The 21,117-nt window shown below is 51.8% G+C and carries 16 protein-coding genes; all 16 read left to right on the top strand.

The features are described 5' to 3' along the window. Positions 1-8 precede the first annotated feature (8 nt). The 16 genes from RJP21_RS07940 to cydC all read left to right on the top strand — a co-directional run bounded on the left by RJP21_RS07940 (position 9) and on the right by cydC (position 21,077). Positions 9-992, top strand: a complete 984-nt coding sequence (locus tag RJP21_RS07940) for a siderophore ABC transporter substrate-binding protein (RefSeq protein ID WP_310859003.1) — start codon at positions 9-11, stop codon at positions 990-992. Positions 993-1,245: 253 nt separating this feature from the next. Next, entirely contained in the window at positions 1,246-2,406 is a 1,161-nt protein-coding gene (locus RJP21_RS07935; protein ID WP_310858808.1) for a winged helix-turn-helix domain-containing protein, read from the top strand. 58 nt (positions 2,407-2,464) lie between these two features. After that, positions 2,465-3,775, top strand: a complete 1,311-nt coding sequence (locus RJP21_RS07930) for an MFS transporter (protein ID WP_310858807.1) — start codon at positions 2,465-2,467, stop codon at positions 3,773-3,775. A gap of 249 nt (positions 3,776-4,024) precedes the next feature. Then, a complete protein-coding gene (locus RJP21_RS07925) occupies positions 4,025-5,044 on the top strand; it encodes a LacI family DNA-binding transcriptional regulator (RefSeq protein WP_310858806.1) in 1,020 nt (339 codons plus the stop codon). A 120-nt stretch (positions 5,045-5,164) separates the two neighbouring features. Continuing rightward, complete coding sequence (locus RJP21_RS07920) at positions 5,165-6,154, top strand: ABC transporter permease (RefSeq protein ID WP_310858805.1); 990 nt, start codon at positions 5,165-5,167, stop codon at positions 6,152-6,154. A 23-nt stretch (positions 6,155-6,177) separates the two neighbouring features. Next, a complete protein-coding gene (locus RJP21_RS07915) occupies positions 6,178-7,062 on the top strand; it encodes a carbohydrate ABC transporter permease (RefSeq protein WP_310858804.1) in 885 nt (294 codons plus the stop codon). A 91-nt stretch (positions 7,063-7,153) separates the two neighbouring features. Then, positions 7,154-8,800, top strand: a complete 1,647-nt coding sequence (locus RJP21_RS07910) for a type 2 periplasmic-binding domain-containing protein (protein WP_310858803.1) — start codon at positions 7,154-7,156, stop codon at positions 8,798-8,800. A gap of 42 nt (positions 8,801-8,842) precedes the next feature. Continuing rightward, on the top strand, positions 8,843-10,192 hold the full coding sequence (locus RJP21_RS07905) for a glycoside hydrolase family 30 protein (protein ID WP_310858802.1): 1,350 nt from the start codon (positions 8,843-8,845) through the stop codon (positions 10,190-10,192). A 323-nt stretch (positions 10,193-10,515) separates the two neighbouring features. After that, entirely contained in the window at positions 10,516-11,532 is a 1,017-nt protein-coding gene (locus RJP21_RS07900) for a S66 family peptidase (RefSeq protein ID WP_310858801.1), read from the top strand. Positions 11,533-11,807: 275 nt separating this feature from the next. Then, positions 11,808-12,551, top strand: coding sequence for an ABC transporter ATP-binding protein (locus RJP21_RS07895; protein WP_310859002.1), 744 nt, complete (start codon positions 11,808-11,810; stop codon positions 12,549-12,551). A 3-nt stretch (positions 12,552-12,554) separates the two neighbouring features. After that, a complete protein-coding gene (locus RJP21_RS07890) occupies positions 12,555-14,195 on the top strand; it encodes a hypothetical protein (RefSeq protein ID WP_310858800.1) in 1,641 nt (546 codons plus the stop codon). 136 nt (positions 14,196-14,331) lie between these two features. Then, on the top strand, positions 14,332-14,817 hold the full coding sequence (locus RJP21_RS07885; RefSeq protein ID WP_160042860.1) for a hypothetical protein: 486 nt from the start codon (positions 14,332-14,334) through the stop codon (positions 14,815-14,817). Between the two features lie 348 nt (positions 14,818-15,165). Further along, a complete protein-coding gene (locus RJP21_RS07880) occupies positions 15,166-16,572 on the top strand; it encodes a cytochrome ubiquinol oxidase subunit I (protein WP_310858799.1) in 1,407 nt (468 codons plus the stop codon). Next, positions 16,559-17,578: a cytochrome d ubiquinol oxidase subunit II gene (gene cydB / locus RJP21_RS07875; protein ID WP_212958151.1), complete on the top strand. Its 1,020-nt coding sequence runs from the start codon at positions 16,559-16,561 to the stop codon at positions 17,576-17,578. The genes RJP21_RS07880 and cydB overlap by 14 nt, the downstream gene beginning before the upstream one ends. Further along, a complete protein-coding gene (gene cydD, locus RJP21_RS07870; RefSeq protein WP_310858798.1) occupies positions 17,578-19,317 on the top strand; it encodes a thiol reductant ABC exporter subunit CydD in 1,740 nt (579 codons plus the stop codon). The genes cydB and cydD overlap by 1 nt, the downstream gene beginning before the upstream one ends. Beyond that, the gene (gene cydC / locus RJP21_RS07865; protein WP_310858797.1) at positions 19,314-21,077 is read left to right on the top strand and encodes a thiol reductant ABC exporter subunit CydC; all 1,764 of its coding nucleotides are present in this window, start codon (positions 19,314-19,316) and stop codon (positions 21,075-21,077) included. The genes cydD and cydC overlap by 4 nt, the downstream gene beginning before the upstream one ends. The last annotated feature ends 40 nt before the right edge of the window (positions 21,078-21,117 follow it).

The following is a 21,117-nucleotide window of genomic DNA, read 5'->3' as shown; positions in this document are numbered from 1 at the left end:
CAAAAAACATGTTCATGCTGATCCTATCCGCGATGCTGGTGTTCGTGCTGGCAGCTTGCGGCAACAATAACAAAACGGCGGAAACGCCGGTAACGGAAACGTCGGCCAATGCGTCCGGCAGTTCCTCCGATGCATCCGGTTCGGAAGAACTGACGATCAAACATAAGCTGGGCGAAACAAAAGTGAAGAAAAACCCGCAAAAAGTCGTCGTATTCGACTTCGGGATTCTCGATACGCTCGATAAGCTGGGCATCAAGGTGACGGGCGTGCCGCAGGCGAACATCCCTCCATACCTGTCCAAATACGCCGATAAAGACGCTTATAAAAATGTCGGCAGCCTGAAAGAGCCCGATTTCGAAAAAATCAACGCCTTGTCCCCAGACCTGATCATCATTTCCGGCAGACAATCCGACGCTTACGATGAACTGAGCAAAATCGCTCCGACCGTGTACCTTGGACTGGATACAACCAAATTCATGGACTCCTTTAAAGAAAACATGACCACCGTCGGTCAAATCTTCGGCAAGGAAGACGAAATCAAAACCGAACTCGAAGCAATCGACAAGTCGATTGCCGAAGTGCATGACAAAGCTGCCGCTTCCGGCAAAAAAGCGCTGATCGTCCTTTCCAACGAAGGCAAGCTGAGCGCGTACGGCCCGAATTCCCGTTTCGGCCTGATCCATGACGTTCTCGGATTTGCCCCTTCGGATGACAAAATTGAAGTATCGACGCACGGCCAAAGCGTAACGAGCGAATACGTTGCCGAGAAAAATCCGGACTATCTGTTTGTCGTGGACCGCGACGCTGCGGTAGCGACCGATAAAGACGGGGAAAAAGCGAAGCAAACCGTCGAAAACGACCTTGTGAAAAACACGAATGCCTATAAAGACGGGCATATCGTGTATCTCGATCCGAACTACTGGTACCTCTCCGGCGGCGGTCTGCTGTCCGTGCAGGAAATGGTGAAGGAAGTCGGCGACAGCATCAAATAAGGCTGCAGATTGACTTCACAGGTTATTGAAAGGGAACGGCTGCTTGCATTCCGAAAAGGGGTGCGGGCAGCCGTTTTTGCATAAGGAACCATTTTAGCCTGGATGCTGTGATTCAACATTGAAAATCTTGGCGGGAAGAGGGCGAGTACGTCAGCACAGCCTGTTATGCAGCGGGATCTTGTCTGTAAAATCCTGTATATGATTTAATAGGCTTACTACTATTGAATGGAGCGCAAGGGGGAGAGAAACAAGCATGGCTTTTTTGAACTTTCACCCAAACGATTATTCGGTGTCCTATGGTTCGGAGACCGTCAGGCTGTTAGCGAAAGAATATGCGCTTCTGAGGTTTCTTTATCAGCATGCAGGCCGGACCTTCACGAGGGAGCAGCTGCTGGACCAGGTATGGCCGATGGAATATCCCGGGGAACGTACCGTCGACGATCATGTTTACCGCTTGCGGAAGAAGCTGAAGCGATGGAGCGGGAAGATCCGGCTGGCTACCGTGCGGGGACTCGGTTACAGCTTAATCATGCAGGACACCCCGGTGTTCAATATCCCGTCATGGTCGGACGGAGGCCTGCAGCAGCAAATCGCGGAGCTATTGGATACCTATCAGAAGCTTGGACAAAGCCGGTCGATGCTGGCGCTCGCGAACCAACAGGAGCTGCTTGGCGTGAACATTGATACCTTCCATTTGATGTTTCTCCGTTTTGTGCAGGCGGATTTGGATTGGTTTTTGCACAGCACGGAAGCGAAGGACCGGGATAAATTATACTGGCTGCTGGTTTCCTATTATGCCTTTTACAAAGAGCCGCAGAAATGTCTCCATTACTTTGAGCGGGCCATCAAGGCCAATATCATGCCGTTTCAAATGCAGCGGGAACTAGAAATGCTGAACATCATCGGGCTTTACACAGACAACGGGCGCATCGAAGAAGACTTGCTCAAAGTCGAAGAGGCATACCGGATCATCGAAAGGCTAGATGGAGAGCTTGATAGTTTTAAGGTGCATGTGGCCACGTCGGAAATGTACATTCATCTGAAGGCGCGGCATGTACCGGAGGCGGAGCGATGTTCGAAGCGGATCGAGGGCATGCTGGCCGACGCTCCTTATTTAAGGGAAATCTGCACCTATCACGGCTTAAAAGGAAGGCTCCTTCTGCTACAAGGCCGCCGTAAAGAAGCGCTGGCCGCTTTTGAACATGGCCTCGAAGTCGGGGAAGCGGCGCATAATGCACCTTTGCTGGTGAGTTCGGTCGCAGGCACGCTGGATTTCCTTGAAACGGTACATCATGATCCTCCTCTGCAGCGGCAGTTTCAAGCGCGTTATGATGAATTTGAACGGATGTACGGGCTTTCGGGGCATCAACAGCCGCTTGAGCGGATGATCGAGCGGATTCTAGACTCCGTCTGATATTCTTCTGATATTTCTCCGTTAATATGGAAGCATTCTGATTCATGGAGGAACTTTCATGTCAACTGTATCATCCGCACCCGGTAGCCGTCCGGCATCGATTTGGGGCAACCGGACGTATTCGAAAATGTTCGCGGCCTACGCCATGGCGTCTTTCGGCGAATGGTTCGATGCTTTTGCGATCGAAATTTTGGTAGCTTACCGCTGGCACGCCGATCCGTTTATGATCGCCCTGATTCCGGTGATGATGGCTCTGCCCGGCATACTGCTCGGGTCGTTCGCCGGCGTCGTCGCCGACCGGTGGAAAAAGGTTAATCTGATGCTGATCGCCGACGCGGCCGAAGCGGTGCTTACCGTTCTGCTTCTTTTTGCCCCGGGCATGTACTGGCTGCTGCCGCTCCTTGCGCTGCGTGCCGCCATGGGCGTTTTCCGCGTACCGGCGCATCAGGCGCTGACCCGCCAAGTGGTTCATGAAGATCAGCTGCTGAAGGCCACCTCTTACAACGGCCTCGTGAACCAATTTTCCAAAATCGCGGGTCCTCTCCTCGGGGCTGTAGCTTTGGCGGTCATCTCCCCGCAATTATGCATTCTTGTGAATGCGATGACGCGCCTGCTTTCCTGCTTGCTGTTGTTTACGCTGCGGCAAATCGACGCAAATGCGGCAGGAGGAAAGGCGAAAGGACCCGGTGATTCGCAGAGCGATGAGGAGCACAAGCAAAGTTTCGCCGAGTTATGGAAGCAGGGCTGGAGCGCGCTTCTGCAGCGCCGGATTTTGCTCAGCAGCTTTATCGTTAACATGGCCGTCATGCTCGTTATTCTCATGATCGATTTTCAGTTTCCGACGTTGTATCGGGAAATCGCTCCCCATAATGAATCCCTGCTCGGCTGGATGGTATCGGCGACAGGGGTAGGCGCGGTCATCACCATTCTGATCCTCAATCGTCTCGGCAAAGTAAAGTACGGAATCGGCATCGGCGGAGGTGTCGTTCTCGTTGGAGCGGCCTTTGGAAGCATGGGGCTGCTTACGCCGGGTTCGCCTGAACTGTGGAGCATTGTTTTGGGCCTTGTCATCGGCGTTGGAAACGGCCTGTTCATCGTCACCTACAACTATGTGCTGCAGCGGGAAACGCCGGAAGGCATGACCGGAAGAATTTTCGGCATCCAAAACATGTCCGCCAGCACCATCATGATTGCCGCACCCTTAATTGGCGGGGCGCTAATTCATGGATGGGGCGTAAATAGGGTATTTATCATATTAGGCGTCGTCGTGTTGATCATCGGATCGGCCTGCCTCATTTGTCAAAGGATTCTTTGGCCTACCGGGCAAATAACGGCAGATATTCAGAAATCGCAGAAGGCTTCGGGTTAGATCGTTGGCGGGCTTGGTCTTGATGGTGAAGGTCTTGCCCGTGCTTGCGGTCAACTTGGGTTGAAATACAAGGCGGTATCGAACATCTAACCTGGAGTCCTTTCCGAAAAGTCCCTTTGGCCAATCTGAAGCGGATGGACGAAAAAAATTTGTAACCCCTTCCAAAAAGTTGTTGTGTTCGCCTCACAAGTATGGTAACTTGTGAATGTAAAAACGTTTTTATCGCAAAACAGGAATGGATGGGGTTATATGGCCAAGGTTACGATCAAGGATGTGGCAAGAGAAGCCGGAGTCTCCATTTCTACGGTTTCAAACGCATTGAATGATGTAGATGTATTGAACCCGGAGACCAAATCACATGTGCTTAAGGTGGCAGAGAGATTAAATTATGTGCCAAACCTGAACGGAAAGCTTTTGAAATCAGGGAAGACCAAGATGCTTGGCTTCTTTACAACAAGTGTATCTGGGCCTTACTTCTACACACTGGTGGAGTCAATGTCACGCGAATGCGACCGTTTAGGTTATGGGTTGAACGTGTTTGTTACAAGGGATCGGCAAGTGATTATGAGCAACATTATGGGCGGCCGGGTGGACGGCGTCATCATCTTCGAAGAGCTGAAGATCGATGATAAAGACATCGCCGCCATGGAGAAGGACAAGATTAAGGCGGTTTTCCTGGATCGCGAGGTTCAGAATGAGACAATGGGCAGCATCGTTTTCGATTCCTATGTAGCCGGCTATGAAGCAACCAAATATCTGCTCAACCTGGGACATAAGAAGATTGCCTATATTTCCGGCGTGGATACCATGTTTGACAGCGTTCGGCGGAAGGAAGGGTACCTGTCTGCATTGCGGGAATATCAAATCCCGATTGATGGAGATTACATACTACAGGGATATTTTGAGGAAGAAGGCTCCTATTCGGCGGTGAAATCGCTTCTTCATCTGCATCCCGGCAAAGTACCGGATGCTTTTCTGGCAGGTAACGATGTGAGTGCAATTGGCTGCATCAAAGCCCTTAAGTCGCTTGGTTACGAGGTTCCGCAAGATATCAGCGTTGTGGGCTTCGATGATATCGATATCGCGCAGTATTTTACGCCGTCTCTAACGACGGTACGTAATCAGATTGCCAGACAGGGTATTTTGGCTGTGGATCATCTGGTTCGAATGATTCAGAAGAAAGAGAAGGGAAAGATTCAGAAGCTGCAAGGGGAGCTTGTCGTTCGAGGCTCCAGTCATGTGAGGGTGGATCGGAAGGATTCAGTTTAAGCGGCAGAATACCAGTTCAGATTTATTTTTTTTAAATGATTTCATGCATAAAGGGATTTTTTCTCTAAAAATAAAAACGTTTTTATGACAAAACGAATTTAATTAAAGGAGGCTAAGTAGGTGAGCAAAACAGCTGCAGCCCAGTCAACTGGCACGGATAGGGTTCAACCAGCCGGCAAGAAGCCAATGGGGCAGAAAATGAAGGAGTGCTTCATCGATTTCAGGCGGCAGTGGGAGCTTCAATCGATGATCATTCCCGGCGTCATCTTTATGGTTATCTTCTGCTACATACCAATTTATGGATTGACGATTGCGTTTAAGAGCTACACCGTTATCGACACGCTGAACTCTGCTCCATGGGTTGGACTGGATAATTTCAAAATCATTTTGTCGGACAAGTATTTTTGGGACTCAGTAGTCAACACGCTTGGCATCAGCTTCTTGAAATTGGCGGTTGGTTTTGTCATTCCGATCATTCTGGCCATTATGATTTATGAGGCGGGTATGGGACGTTTCAAAAAGTTCGTGCAGACGATCTCATATCTCCCTCACTTTTTATCCTGGATCGTATTGGGCGGGATGCTCATTACTTGGTTTTCGACATCAGGCTTGTTCAACGAAATATTGCTTGGTCTAGGACTGATCTCGCAGCCGCAAAACATTCTGCTTGACCCGAGCAAGTATTGGTGGATCGCGACGCTATCGGATATTTGGAAAGAAGCAGGGTGGGGGACGATTTTGTACCTGGCGGTTATGGCCAAGATTGACCCCACCTACTATGAAGCCGCCAAAATAGATGGAGCCAGCCGATTGAGACAAATCTGGAACATTACCATACCGAACATGCGAATGATCATCAGCTTGAATCTGATTCTGACTGTAAGCGGTTTATTGGGTTCGAATCTGGATCAAACCTTGGTTCTTATGAACTCGCAGAACCGAGAAAAGGCGGAAGTCATTAACTCGTACGTTTATCGGATGGGTATGACGCAGGGCGATTTCTCATATGCGACCGCCGTTGGTTTGGGGGTATCCATCATCTCCGTCATTCTGCTCATTACGGCGAATAAGGTGACCAGTAAATTAAATGATAATCAATCTGTTTTATAGGTCATGCAGAGGGAGGTAGCACGGTGAATTTAAAAGCAGTAAAAGGGGATATCGACAGCAAAATCTTTGATGCGATTAACATCATTATATTGGTTATGTTCACTATTATCATTGTCATTCCGTTATGGAACGTTGTCGTTTCATCCTTCAGTTCCGGCAGATCCCTTGCCGAGGGCGGGTTTATTTTCTGGCCAGCCGAATTCTCTCTCGAGAATTATCAGGCTGTATTCAGGGATTCGAGCATATGGCAAGCTTTCTTCGTCTCTGTGGCCAAAACCGTTGTCGGGGTCATCACGCATGTGTTCTTCTGTGCCATGGTTGGATATGGTTTGAGTAAAAAATATGTCCGCGGTCGCAAGTTCTATGTTGCGATGGGCGTCATCACTATGTTTTTCTCAGGCGGCATGATTCCGACGTACTTGTTGATTAAAGACCTGGGTCTTTTAAACAGCTTCTGGGTATACATTATTCCGGCCCTATTGAGCTTTTACGATGTCATTATTCTGATGAATTTTTTCCGTAATGTACCGGATTCCCTGGAAGAATCAGCGAAGATAGACGGAGGGGGCGACTGGAAAATTTTTCTGAGCATATTCATTCCTCTTTCTATGCCGGCCATGGCCACGATTGCTTTGTTTAATGGGGTAGGGCAATGGAATGATTTTATGACCACCAAATTGTATATCACGGATCAATCGCTGTACCCGTTACAGATGATGCTTTATGAGATTATTGTGCAGTCTCAGACGCAATCGATGCAAAATATCGGCTCTGTGGCGATCCAAACGACCACCAAAGGGGTCCAACTAGCAACAATTGTCGTGACTACGCTGCCAATTGTTGTGATGTATCCAATATTACAGAGATATTTTATCTCCGGCATGATGCTCGGAGCTGTTAAAGAGTAGGGAGCTGCTCTTTAAGGGAGTGGAAAGGAAGCTAACATGTAAAGCCAGAGTCGAAGAGGCAAGCGCTTTTATGAAAAGGGAGGGGTAAAGAATGTTTGTGAACAAGGCTTTCGGCAAGAAAGGACTTACACTGATTCCTGTATTGATGGCTTTTGTATTGATTGTAAGCGGTTGCGGTGGATCAGGCGGCAAAACCGATTCCAAGAAGGAAAATTGGATTTCGATCGAAGACCGTTACACGCCGGACCCGGAGAAGCCGGCTTGGCAGCTGGACAAAAAGAAAGAGCCCACCGAGCTGACTTGGTATGTGAATGCAGACTGGTGGAATACGGATTTCGGCAAGGACGTGGTGACAAAGAAAATCAAGGAGGATCTGAACATCAACATCAAATTCATTACGGGCGACGACACCAAATTGAATACGTTTTTTGCTGGTGGGAAGATGCCGGATCTGATCACAACGTTTGATTCGAACTCTCCGGTCGTGCAAAAAGCGGCGACATGGGCGTTGCCTTTGAACGACCTTGCCGAGAAATACGATCCTTATTTCAATAAAGTGGCAGCACAGGATACACTGAACTGGTTCCAACTGAAGGACGGCAAAACATACGGATATCCGAACTACTCCAATACGCAGAAAGACTATGACAGCGGTAATATTCCCGCCAAAACGGCATTTGTCATCCGCAAGGACGTATATGAAGCTCTAGGCAAGCCGTCCATGGGAACGCCAGAAGAATTCCGGGCCGTTCTCGCGGATATTAAAAAGAAATTTCCTGCTCTGATTCCGCTAGGATTCAACTCCATCGGCGAAGGAACGGGATCACTTGGCGACGTGCTGCAGGATTTCATCGGCGTTCCGCTGGAAGACGAGAATGGTGGCTTCTATAACCGAAACCTGGATAAAGACTATCTGACATGGGTGAAGGCACTCAATACCGTGTACCGTGACGGAGCAATCAGTGATGACAGCTTTGCCGATGACGGAACAGCTTTTGAGGAGAAAGTCAAAGCGGGTAAATACGCAACAATGATGCTGGACGGTACGCCGCAGCAGGGCGGTAATCTGCAAAGCTTCTACAGCAATAACAAAGGAAAAGAATACATCGCTATTGACGGACCTCAAAGTACGGTTGGACATGCGCCGACGCTGAACCAATCCGGAATCACGGGCTGGATGATCAGCTTTATTACGAAGGGAAACGCAGACCCTGCCAAGTCTATCCAGCTCTTTACATACTTGTTGAGCGAAGAAGGACAAATGCTGATGAACTATGGCATTGAAGGTGAGACTTATCAAGTGAATGCGGATGGAACGGTGGAGTTTCTCCCTGCCGTGAAGGATCTCCAAATGAACAATCCGGATACCTTCAAGAAAGACTACCGTATGGGCGAATTCATGTTCTTTGGGCATGACCGTCACAAGGCGCTGAGCGGGGATGCCTTCCCGGATGCAATCAAGCAAATGCAGGAATGGGGCAAAGGAAAGCTGACCCCTCACTTTATTCTGGAGAATATCAACCCTGACCAGGGAACACCGGAAGCGCGCTCCTTGGCGGCGATCAATACGAAATGGAACACCACGCTCGTGAGTATGATTCGCTCGAAGGACGATGCAACATTCGACAGTCTCTTAAATGAATATAAAAAGTTCTTAGGCGATAACAACTGGGATAAAATCGTTGAAGTCCGCAATGAGAAAATGAAGGCCAATAAAGAGAAGCTGGGGCTGAAATAGCCATGGGATAGGAATACCATAAGAAATACGGAGGGAAACAACATGCTGAACATCACCATCTACCAGTCAAACGGTGAAGAGGAATTATTCGTTAAGAAAACCAGGGAGCAGCTTTCACCCGTATCCCCGGATGCACAGCTAAATACGGTTTTGATCGACGAGGAGCAGACGTTTCAGGAAATAGATGGCTTTGGAGCGTCATTTACGGATTCCGCTGCTTATCTGATTCATCAAGTATTGGAATCAGAGCAGCGTTCGGAGCTCATGAAGCAATTATTCGATGTGAAGGAAGGAATCGGTTTATCGGTATTGCGCCAACCCATGGGCGCATCCGATTACGCACGGGATTTTTACAGCTATAATGATCTGCCGGAAGGTCAAACGGATGTCCGGCTGGAGCATTTCTCCATTGCGCACGACGAGGTAGATATTATACCGCTTCTGCAGGAAGCGCTGCGATTGAATCCGGATGTGAAGCTGGTGGGTTCCCCATGGAGTCCGCCAGGCTGGATGAAAACGAGCGGATCGATGATCGGCGGAGAACTGAAGCCGGAATACTATTCGGTGTATGCAAATTATTTCGTACGTTATATTCAGGGATATAAAGCCAATGGACTGCCGATTTATGCAATCACGCCACAGAATGAAGCGCTCTATTCGCCGGGGCATTATCCCGGTATGATCATGCTGCCTGAGGCGCAGTGCGACTTCATCAAGAATCATCTGAAGCCGCAATTCGTGAAGAACAATATCGATACGAAAATCCTTTGTTATGACCATAACTGGGATAAGCCGGACTATCCGCTAACCGTCTTGGAGCAAGCGGGCGACGCGGTGGATGGGGTTGCTTGGCATTGGTACGGCGGCAGTCCGTCGGCCCAATCGGAAGTGTTCGAGGCTTTTCCCGGCAAAGAGGTTCATTTCACGGAAGGATCAGGCGGGGAGTGGATTCCGCCATTTGAGCAAGCCTTCTCCAATGTGATGCGAATGGGCATTGAGATTCTACGCAATCACAGTAAGTCTTATGTGCTGTGGAATATGGCACTGGACGAGAAAAATGGACCTACTGTGCCGGGTTTTGGAGAAAGCACCTGTCGCGGGATTGTTACCGTTAATCAACAGACGAAGGAGCTTACTTATACGCTGGATTTCTACGCGCTGGCACATTTCAGCAAGGTGATCCGTCCGAAGGCACTGCGGATTGCTTCAACCAGCCATGATCGGATTCGCTCCGTTGCTTTTAAAAATACGGATGGTTCCATCGCAGCCGTATTGTTTAACGAGAGCGAGGTTTCGGAGAGCACGGCTATCCAGTTGCGCGGAAAAGAGGTATTGCGTCTGGAGATGCCGTCCAAAAGCGCTCTGACAGTTAGGTTGGAGAGCAGAGAGTAGGTACGGAAGGCGAAATCCTCCGTTTGGGACCATACACCGGAAAAAAAGCGCTAACTTTTGCCTGCCGCCATTGTTTAATGGATAAGGACGTTTTACCGTGCAGCGGCTGGAGGTGAACCGGTGATGGGTTTTTACAAAAGAATCCCCTTATTTTTCGGGGTCTACATGATTTTGGTTTTTGTTGTCTACTTCTTGGCGGAATTTACCCCTTCGACCGTTCTCATCGTGTTTTGGTGCTTGCTCGTTCTCGCGTTATTTCTGATGATAGCGTATCTCATTTATCATTACTTTTATAAGTCAGGTGAAAAACGGAGGGACCGGCAATGATACGTTATCCCATTTTAAAAGAGGGGGCCGTCATCGGCACGACCGCGCCTTCGTCCGGCGTGGAGGAAACCATGCACGGTTTGATTCGGGAAGCGACCCGGCGTTTGGAGAAGGATGGCTTTCGGGTCATAACCGGGGAAACCGTATGGACTCAAAACAAAGCAAAGTCCGCTCCCGCCAAGGTACGCGCCGCCGAGCTGAACCGGATGGTACGGGACGAGGGGGTTGACCTGATCGTGCCGCCTTGGGGCGGGGAGCTGCTGGTTGAGATTCTGGAGCATCTCGATTTGGAGAAGCTGCCGGAAAAATGGATGCTCGGCTATTCGGACATTAGCGTGCTGCTGCTTGCCGTGACGTTAAAAACAGGCTTGGCCACCGCCCATGGCACGAATCTGGTGGATTTGAGGGGCGAATATTCCGACGAGACGACGGCAATGTGGCGCACCGTGCTGTCGACGAAAACCGGGGAATCGGTTGTGCAGCATTCGTCGCCAAAGTTTCAGAAAGAATGGGACCATGCCAATCCGGCGCCATGCATCTTTCATTTGACGGAACCGACCGATTGGAAAACGGTAACCGGCGGCAAGGTTCATGTTCAGGGCCGCCTGCTCGGCGGCTGCGTCGACGTGATCCGGCATTTGATCGGCACGCCGTTTGGCGATGTCCGCACTTTTCAGCAGGAGCGGATCGGCGGGGAACCGATTTTGTGGTATCTCGAAAATTGCGAGCTGAATACGGCCGATTTGCGCCGGTCGCTGGTGCAGATGAAGCTGGCGGGGTGGTTCGATCATTGTTCCGGCCTGATGTTCGGACGAAGTCCGGCCAACCGTCCGGTGGAAAACTACACCGCCGAGGATGTATACCGCGAGCTTGCGAAAGAACTGCAGGTACCTGTCATCTATGACATCGACTGCGGCCATGTGCCTCCGCAGATTACCTTCATCAACGGCGCATACGCCGAGGTTGAAGTGGAAGCTGGGCGAGGGAAGGTTGTACAGCATTTTAGGGCTTGAATGGGATATATTCGAGGTAAAGACTCCGATGAGCAACCAACTTGTTCGTCGGAGTTTTTTTATCTGCTGAGCCGAAACTGCCGGAAAAATATCTTTTCAACCGCCATGTTGATCTGGATTATGTGCTATTATTTGGAAGAACGGTCCATAATCAAGGCAGCCGCTCGCATCTATAAGTTTTTAAAATACATATAGCAGCAACAAGGGAGTGATACGAATTGATTGAAACGGCGGGAAATCGGCAGGAGCCGGTCATATCGATCCGCAATCTGGAAATGAGTTATGGAAGCAAGCCGATTTTGCAGGGCATCGATCTGGACGTGCATAAGGGGCAAATCATCGGTTATATCGGCCCGAACGGCGCGGGCAAAAGCACGACGGTCAAAATCATGCTGGGTCTGGTCGAAGGGTACCAGGGCGAGGTGCGGATTTTTGGCAGGGACATCGCGGACGGGGACATCGAATACAAGCGGCGCATCGGTTATGTGCCGGAGGTGGCGGAGCTGTACGACAGCTTGACCGCACAGGAGTATTTGGTGTTTGTGGGGGAGCTGTACGGGCTCGCGCAGCGAAAAGCGGATCACAAAGCGAGACGGCTGATGGCCAAATTCGGGCTCGAAGAGGTTTATTTCGACCGGATTTCCTCGTACAGCAAAGGGATGCGGCAGAAAGTGCTTCTCATCTCCAGTCTGCTTCATAACCCGGACATCTTGTTCCTCGACGAGCCGCTGAGCGGGCTGGACGCCAACAGCGTCATGATCGTAAAAGAGATTTTGGCGGCATTGGCGGCCGAAGGCAAAACGATTTTCTATTCCTCGCATATTATGGACGTCGTCGAGAAGATCAGCAGCCGCATTTTGCTGCTTAACGGGGGGCGGATCGTCGCCGACGGCAGCTTCGAGGAGCTGCGGGAGCAGTCGCATGAACGGTCGCTGGAGCAAATTTTTAATGATTTGACCGGATTTCACGAATACAAGGATGTGGCGTCTTCGTTCGTGTCGATCGTTCAGGAGGTGTAGCGGATGGGTAGCGTGAAATGGCTGCAAATTCTGGATCCGCTGCGGGGGCTGTTCGAAAGATCCGGGATCGACTACGAAATGATGCGCCGCATCTTGGAGGTCAAGCTGTTGATGGACGGCCGCAGGGTGCCGACGCTTATTCAGAAATCCTCCAAAAATGCCGACCCTGACAAGCAGTCCAACCAATTTATCAAGTCGCTGTGGATTTACGTCATTATCAGCGTCATCTTGGTGCCGTTTGTCGTCATGAAGACGAATTACATGTTTCAGATGAGCCTGGTGTTCGGCATCCTGATGTTCATGATCACGACATCCATGATCTCCGACTTTTCATCCGTAATGCTGGACGTACGCGACCGGAACATTTTGTTTTCCAAGCCGGTGCAGCGCCGCACGATCAGTATGGCCAAAATGCTTCACGTGATGATTTACCTGCTGCTGTTGACCGGATCGTTGACCGTGGTGCCGCTTCTGGTCGGTTTATTCAAGCACGGCGTCTTGTTTTTCCTACTTTTCCTTGTGGAAATCGTGCTGATGGACTTTTTTATCGTCGCGCTGACGGCGGCGCTTTACTGGCTTGTACTGCGCTTTTTCGACGGGGAGAAGCTGAAGGACATCATCAATTACGTTCAGATCGGGCTGACGATCGTTATGACTGTAGGGTATCAGTTTATCTCCAGATTGTTCAGCGTCATCGATTTGAAGGTTGCATTTAGGCCGCAGTGGTGGGAGATTTTCATATTTCCGGCTTGGTTCGCCTCCCCGTTCGAATGGCTGCTTGGCGAAGGGAAGTCGCCGCTGGTCATCGTCTTTTCCGTCCTTTCGGTCGTCGGGACGGCGGCCGCCTGGGGATTGTATTCGCTGTTGATGCCTTCATTCGAACGGAATTTGCAGAAGCTCGCCAGCCATCACGGGCGGGGCAATACAAGCCGTTTCCGCCTGCAGGAAGGGCTGGGCAGTTTCTTTTGCCGGAGCCGGATTGAGAGGCTCTTTTTCCGCTTTTCCTGGGACATGATGGGCCGGGAACGGGACTTTAAGCTTAAAGTCTATCCGCAGCTGGGCTTTTCCATCATATTCCCGTTTATTTTCATGTTTAATATGCTGCGCTCGGAGGGCGGTTTTGCCGCCATGCGAATGGGCAAAGGGTATTTGTTTTTGTACTTCTGCGGGCTTATGATCCCAAGCATCATCATGATGCTCAAATTCTCGGGAAACTATAAAGGGGCATGGATTTATCAAACCGCGCCGTTAACGGACGTCGCCTCCGTCTATAAAGGAGCGCTGAAAGCGATGGTCGTCCGGCTGTTCGCTCCGGTATTCATTTTGCAGGCCGTCATTTTCCTGATCATTTTTGGCGCGAGAATTATTCCGGAACTCATCGTCATTTTGCTCGGGGTGCTGCTGTATGTGGTCGTCAGCTTTATGGCGTTAGAAAAAGGGCTGCCGTTTTCGAGGCCGTTTCAGAACGCCCAGTCCGGCGGCGGGTTTGTTATTTTTGGGCTAATAGTGCTGCTTGGCGTCTTCGCGGGTGCGCATTTTGGCTTTACATTTTTACCGTACGGAGAGTATTTATACATGCTCCTGCTGCTCATCCTTAATCTGGTTGCTTGGAAGCTGGCTTTCCGCGAGCTGCCTGCGTCTTAAGTACCTTATAGGTAAAATTACCCGGTCTTTTTTCCAAGAAAAACATTTGCACTTTCCTGCCTATATTTCACACTTTGATTATGGTTCAAAGAAGTAGTACATTAATAGATGAAATCATAAGGAGGTTTCTGAATTAATGTTCTATGAAGACAATGAGAACCTGACCATCATGACCTACACCTTGAATAGTGGCATTAAAGGAACTGTACCTTTATCGAATAAGCAAATTCAGGAATGGATCGAGTGCTATCGTACCGACGCGAAATTCATCACGGCTATTGGTAAGGAGTTTTTCGGCCTCAATCCAGAGCTGGTTGCGGATTTCAAAGTGCATAACCGTTTTTCCAACTACGCCGAAGTGCTGAAGCCGGTGGGCAACCGCCAGGCGGAATCGGATAATACCGAGCAGCTGTCCAAAGCGTACGAAGAGAACCGCGTGTACTTCAAAGTCGACTGCAAATGCGGCACGACCTATACGACCTATTCCCAGTACTACACGACCAAATGGTATTGTTCCAAATGCAACGAGATCGTGTTTTTGGACAAGAAAAAGGGCAAAGTGGCTACGGACAAAGGCGATGCCTGGTACATGACCAACAAATATTACGTAGCGAGGGACTAGCAGGATCTGCGCGAAACGCCCGTCGTTCGGGTGAAGACATAGAGGAAATATCGAATTTTAGGGGACTTTTTTCGGGCCGTATGGGCTTGGGAGAGTCCCTTTTGTTTGGTTCGAAGTCTAAAATTTTTAATATTTTGTGACATAATTCACATATTGGGTCTTTTGGACCTGTGGTTGTGACATAAATCACATTTAGAATGACGACGGTCTGCCAGAATACAGGAAGAAGAGATTTTTCAATCGGGAACGATTGAAGAAAGTTTGCAGCATCTTTAGGGGAGCAAATGGATGGGGTATATCCATCGCCCAAGGGTTCGAACTGAAAACTATTAGAAAGAGGGAAGAACAATGGACGTAATTATGCTGTCGCGGATTCAGTTTGCGGCAACGACGATTTTTCACTTTTTCTTCGTCCCCGTGTCCATCGGTCTGGCGTTCATGATCGCGATCATGGAGACGATGTACGTCGTCAAAGGCAAGGAAGAGTACAAACATATGGCGAAGTTCTGGGGCAAGCTGTTCCTGATCAACTTCGCGATCGGCGTCGTCACCGGCATTCTTCAGGAATTCCAGTTCGGCATGAACTGGTCGTCGTATTCCCGGTTCGTCGGCGACGTGTTCGGCGCTCCGCTGGCGGTTGAGGCGCTGCTCGCCTTTTTCATGGAATCGACGTTTATCGGACTTTGGATTTTCGGCTGGGAACGGCTTTCGAAAAAAGTGCATGCGCTTTGCATCTGGCTGGTTGCCATCGGGACGATTATGTCGGCGTTCTGGATTTTGGCGGCCAACTCCTTCATGCAGCGCCCTGTCGGTTTTACGATCAACAACGGCCGGGCCGAAATGAACGACTTTTTCGCGCTGATCAAAAACGGCCAGCTGCTGCTTGAGTTTCCGCACACGATTTTGGCCGCGTTTATGACGGGCGCGTTCCTGGTTGCCGGCGTCAGCGCGTATAAGCTGCTCAAGAAAAAAGATGTGCAGTTTTTCAAAAAATCGTTCGTCATTGCGACCGTGATCGGCCTCGTTTCTTCGATCGGCGTGGCGCTTGTCGGTCACCAGCAGGCCCAATACCTGGTTAAAACCCAACCGATGAAAATGGCCGCAACCGAAGCGCTGTGGGAAAACAGCGGCGACCCTGCGCCTTGGACGGTGACGGCGTTCATCGATACGAAAAATCAGAAAAATACCGCAGAGTTCCAGATCCCTTATCTGCTCAGCTTTTTGTCGTACAGCAAATTTTCAGGGGAAGTGCAGGGCATGAAAGAACTGCAGGCCCAATATGAGCAGCAGTACGGCCCGGGCGATTATATTCCGCCGGTGCGCACGACCTTCTGGAGTTTCCGCGTGATGGTGGCCAGCGGTTCGCTGCTCATTTTGCTCAGCATGTACGGGGTGTATTTGGCGGCGCGCAAAAAGCTGGAGAACCGGAACAAATGGTTCCTGGGCCTTATGGTATTTGCCATTTCGCTGCCGATCATCGCCAACACTTCGGGCTGGATTATGACGGAAATCGGCCGCCAGCCATGGACGGTATTCGGGCTGATGACGACCGCGGACGGCGTATCGCCGAGCGTAACCGCAGGCCAGGTGCTGTTTTCCCTGATCGCATTTACCGGAATCTATGCCGTATTGGCCGTCGTTATGGTCTACCTGTTTATCCGCGTCATCAAAAAAGGACCGTACGCCGCCGAGACGCCGGCGGAAACGTCCAGCGATCCATTTGATAAGGAGGAATACCGCCATGCTATCTCTTAATGAGCTGTGGTTCGTGCTCGTCGCGGTGCTGTTCACGGGGTTCTTTTTCCTCGAGGGCTTTGATTTCGGCATCGGGATGGCGACGGGCGTTTTGGCGAAAAACGATACCGAACGCCGGGTGCTGATCAATTCCATCGGCCCGTTCTGGGATGCCAACGAGGTGTGGCTGCTGACGGCCGGAGGCGCGATGTTCGCGGCTTTCCCGAACTGGTACGCCACGCTGTTCAGCGGATTTTATACGCCGCTTGTCCTGCTCCTGCTTGCGCTCATCGGGCGAGGGGTCGCCTTTGAATACCGGGGCAAGGTGGAGAAGGCTTCCTGGAAAAAAACATGGGACATCGTCATCCTGATCGGCAGCCTGCTGCCGCCGCTTCTGCTGGGTGTCGTGTTCGCCGATTTGATTCAAGGCTTGCCGATCGACCGGGCGATGGAAATGAAAGCTTCGTTTTTCGGCGATATCGTGAATTTCTATTCCGTTGTCGGCGGTTTGACGATGGTCGTGCTTTGCCTAGTGCATGGCTTGCTGTTTGCGACGCTGCGGGTAACAGGCGACCTTCAGCAGCGCGCGCGCCGCATGGCCCGCAGCCTGATGGTTCCGCTGGCGGTACTGGTTGTCGCTTTCTTTACGCTGACGTATTTCAATACCGGCATTTTTGAAGCGCGCGGCGGCATTCTGATTGCCGTATTGGCTGCTTTAGCCGTCGCGTTTGCGCTGGCGGTCGTATTTTCCGGCAAGAAAAAAGACGGCTGGGCGTTTGGCATGACGGGCGCGGTGATCGCGCTGGCGATCGCGACGTTTTTCATCGGATTGTTCCCGAACGTCATGATCAGTTCGATCGATGCCGCCTTTAACCTGACGGTGGACAATGCGGCCTCCGGACATTATTCGCTGAAAGTAATGACGATCGTGGCTTTATCCCTGCTGCCTTTCGTGCTCGGCTATCAAATCTGGAGCTATTTTGTTTTCCATAAACGGGTTCACGAGAAAGGGCATTTGGAATATTAATGGATCGGAATTTGCTCGGCTATAAAGGGATAAAGCCAATTCTTGCCGCCTCGTTGGCGTTAACGCTTGCACAAAGCCTGTCGATCATCCTGCTGGCAAGATGGCTGGCGGAGGCTCTCTCCGCCCTTTTTGCCGGCGAACCGCTTCATGGTCAATACAACAAATTGATGATGTTTCTGGGGGCATTCCTGGTCCGGCACATCATCGGTTTCATTCAGCAAAAAATGAGTTATGCCTTCGCCGAACGTACCGGAGCCGACCTGCGGCAGCAGGTGATGGAGAAGCTGTTCCAGCTTGGGCCGAGGTTCGCGAGGCAGGAGGGAACGGGCAATCTGGTCACGCTCATTCTGGAAGGAACGTCGAAGTTCCGCAACTATCTGGAGCTGATCGTGCCGCGGATGGCCGGGATGGCGCTCATCCCGTGGATCATCCTGGCGTACATTTTTTTGCAGGATATCACTTCGGGGATCATTCTGATCCTGTCGATGCCGATTTTGATCGCGTTTTTGATCCTGGTCGGGCTGGCTGCGCGCAAAACGACGGAAAAGCAGCTGGACACGTACCGCACGCTGTCCAACCACTTCGTCGACTCGCTGCGCGGGCTCGAGACGCTGAAGCTGCTTGGACAAAGCCGGGAGCATATCGGGAGCGTCGCACGGGTCAGCGACCGGTACCGGTCGGCGACGATTCGCACCCTGCGCGTGGCGTTCCTGTCTTCTTTTTCGCTCGACTTTTTTACGATGCTGTCGGTGGCGGTCGTGGCCGTTGGGCTGGGCTTGCGGCTGATCAGCGGCGATCTGGCGCTGGTGACCGGGCTGACGGTGCTTATTTTGGCGCCGGAGTATTTTTTGCCCGTGCGGATGGTGGGCGCGGATTTCCACGCCACGCTGGACGGCAAAGAAGCCGGAGCCGCTATGCGGAGCATCATCGATGAGCCGCTTAATGAAGATGCGGATGATGTGAAAACCGGCCGGGAAAAGAGGGAACTGCACTGGACGGCGAACAGCCGCCTGATCTTATCGAATGTGGGCGTGAGGCATCAGCAGGAGGGGCCGCATTCGCTGCTGAATATATCGCTCGATTTGCAAGGGATGGGCAAAATCGGGATTATCGGCGCCAGCGGCGCGGGCAAATCCACGCTGATCGATGTGCTTGGCGGATTTCTGAAGCCTTCCGAAGGGTTCATGGCGGTGGATGGCCGGCGGTTGGATTCGTCTTCGCTGGCGGAATGGAGAAAGCGGATCACGTATATTCCGCAGCACCCTTTTATTTTTAGCGGTACGCTTGCGGACAATATCCGATTTTATGCGCCGGATGCGTCCGACTCCGATGTGGAGCGCGCAGTGGCGGCGGCCGGGCTGAAGGAGCTGGCGCAGAGCCTGCCTCACGGCGTGCAAGAGACTATCGGCGGAGGCGGGCGCCAGTTAAGCGGAGGGCAGGGGCAGCGCGTCGCGCTGGCCCGGGCTTTTTTAAGCGAACGGCCCGTCATCCTGCTGGATGAGCCGACGGCGCATCTCGATATCGAGACGGAATATGAGCTGAAGCAGACGATGATGCCGCTGTTTGAAGGGAAGCTGGTATTTTTGGCGACGCATCGCCTGCATTGGATGCCGGACATGGATTTGATTATCGTGCTGGAAGGTGGGCAGCTGGCTGAAATCGGCACCCACGTGGAGCTGCTTTCCCGCAAGGGAGCCTATTATGAACTGATTGAATCGCAACGGGAGGGAGTCCATTGAGAGAAGAAAGCTGGCTTCGGCCTTATTTTCGGGCGTATTTCGGACGGTTTCTCGTCATTATCGCCCTAAGCTGTCTCACGCTCCTGACCGCGGCGATGCTCATGTTCACCTCGGGTTTTCTCATTTCCAAAGCGGCGCTGCGGCCGGAAAACATTTTGATGGTGTACGTGCCGATCGTACTCGTGCGCACCTTCGGGATCGGCCGTGCGGTCGTGCATTACGTGGAACGGCTGGTCAGCCATGACGCCGTGCTGCGAATTGTGTCGCGGATGCGGACCCGGCTGTACCGCGTGCTGGAGCCGCAAGCTTTGTTTCTTTCTTCCCGGTTCCGGACCGGGGACGTGCTTGGCGTGCTCGCCGACGATATCGAATATTTGCAGGACGTTTACCTGCGGACGGTATTTCCGAGCGTGGCGGCGCTTGTGCTGTATATCGGCTCGATCGCGGCTTTGGGACGGTTCGACCTTCGTTTTGCTTTGATGATGGCGCTGTACATTTTGGTGTTGATCGCCGTGCTGCCATGGGTGTCGCTACTCATCACCAGGGCGAAAAGCCGCTTGGCGAAAGAACAGCGCAGCGGGCTGTACGCCAAGCTGACCGACGCCGTGCTGGGCATGAGCGATTGGGTCATCAGCGGGAGAGAGCTGCAGTTTTTGACTGCATACGAAGCGGCGGCACAGGAGGCGGCCAAAGTGGACGGCCAACTCAAAAGCTGGGCGCGCTGGCGGCAGCTGATCGGGCAAAGCGTGGTGGGACTCTGTGTCATTTCGATGGTGGTCTGGTCCGCCGGGGAATACGCCGCCGGACATATCCCGGCCGTGCTGATCGCCGCGTTCGCGCTTGTCGTGTTCCCGATGATGGATGCGTTTCTGCCGGTGTCCGAGGCGCTTGAAAAAATTCCGGGGTATCAAAGCTCTTTGCAGCGTTTGCACGAGATTAGCCGGCATTCGGGGGCGGCAAACAGCGAAAACATGGCCGGAACAACGGCGAAGGCCGGATGGTTCAGCAGGGAAAACTCACAAGATGTCCATTTACAGGTGAAGAACCTGTGTTACCGTTATGACGATCATTCCCCTTGGGCGCTGCAGGATATTTCCCTGGACCTGCCGCAAGGGAAGCGGATTGCCGTCATTGGGCGCAGCGGCGCCGGCAAATCAACGCTGCTGAAGCTGATCGAAGGAGCTTTGGCGCCGACGTCCGGCAGCGTTCGTCTGAACGGGACGGAAGCTTGCGCCATTGGCGACGCGATGCCGCAGGTGGTTTCGGTGCTGAACCAAAACCCGCATCTGTTCGATACGACGGTAGCGAACAACATCCGCCTCGGCGACCGGGACGCGACCGACGAGGAGATCCGGCGCGCGGCGGCGCAGGCGAAGCTGGACCGTCTGATCGAATCGCTGCCGCTCGGCTACCGGACGCCGATGCACGAAACCGGGCAGCGTTTCTCCGGCGGCGAGCGCCAGCGGATCGCGCTGGCCAGGGTGCTGCTGCAGGACAATCCGGTGGTCATCCTGGACGAACCGACGGTGGGGCTTGACCCGCGTACGGAACGGGATCTGCTTGCAACGATGCTGGAAACGATGAAGGGCAAAACGCTCATCTGGGTGACGCATCATTTGACGGGTGCCGAGCATATGGATGAAATCATTTTTATGGAGAACGGCCGCATCGAAATGAGGGGCTCCCATGCGGAGCTGATGGAGGCGTCGGAGCGGTACCGCCGGTTGTACCGGCTTGACCGGCCGGAGTTTGGATGGTAAAGGGAATGAATAAGATCGCAAAATCCGCGCATCCTATATA

This window comes from Paenibacillus sp. VCA1 (genome assembly GCF_031583795.1).
GTDB lineage: Bacteria > Bacillota > Bacilli > Paenibacillales > Paenibacillaceae > Paenibacillus_AQ > Paenibacillus_AQ albilobatus.
This window is presented reverse-complemented; position numbering and strand designations above follow the sequence as displayed.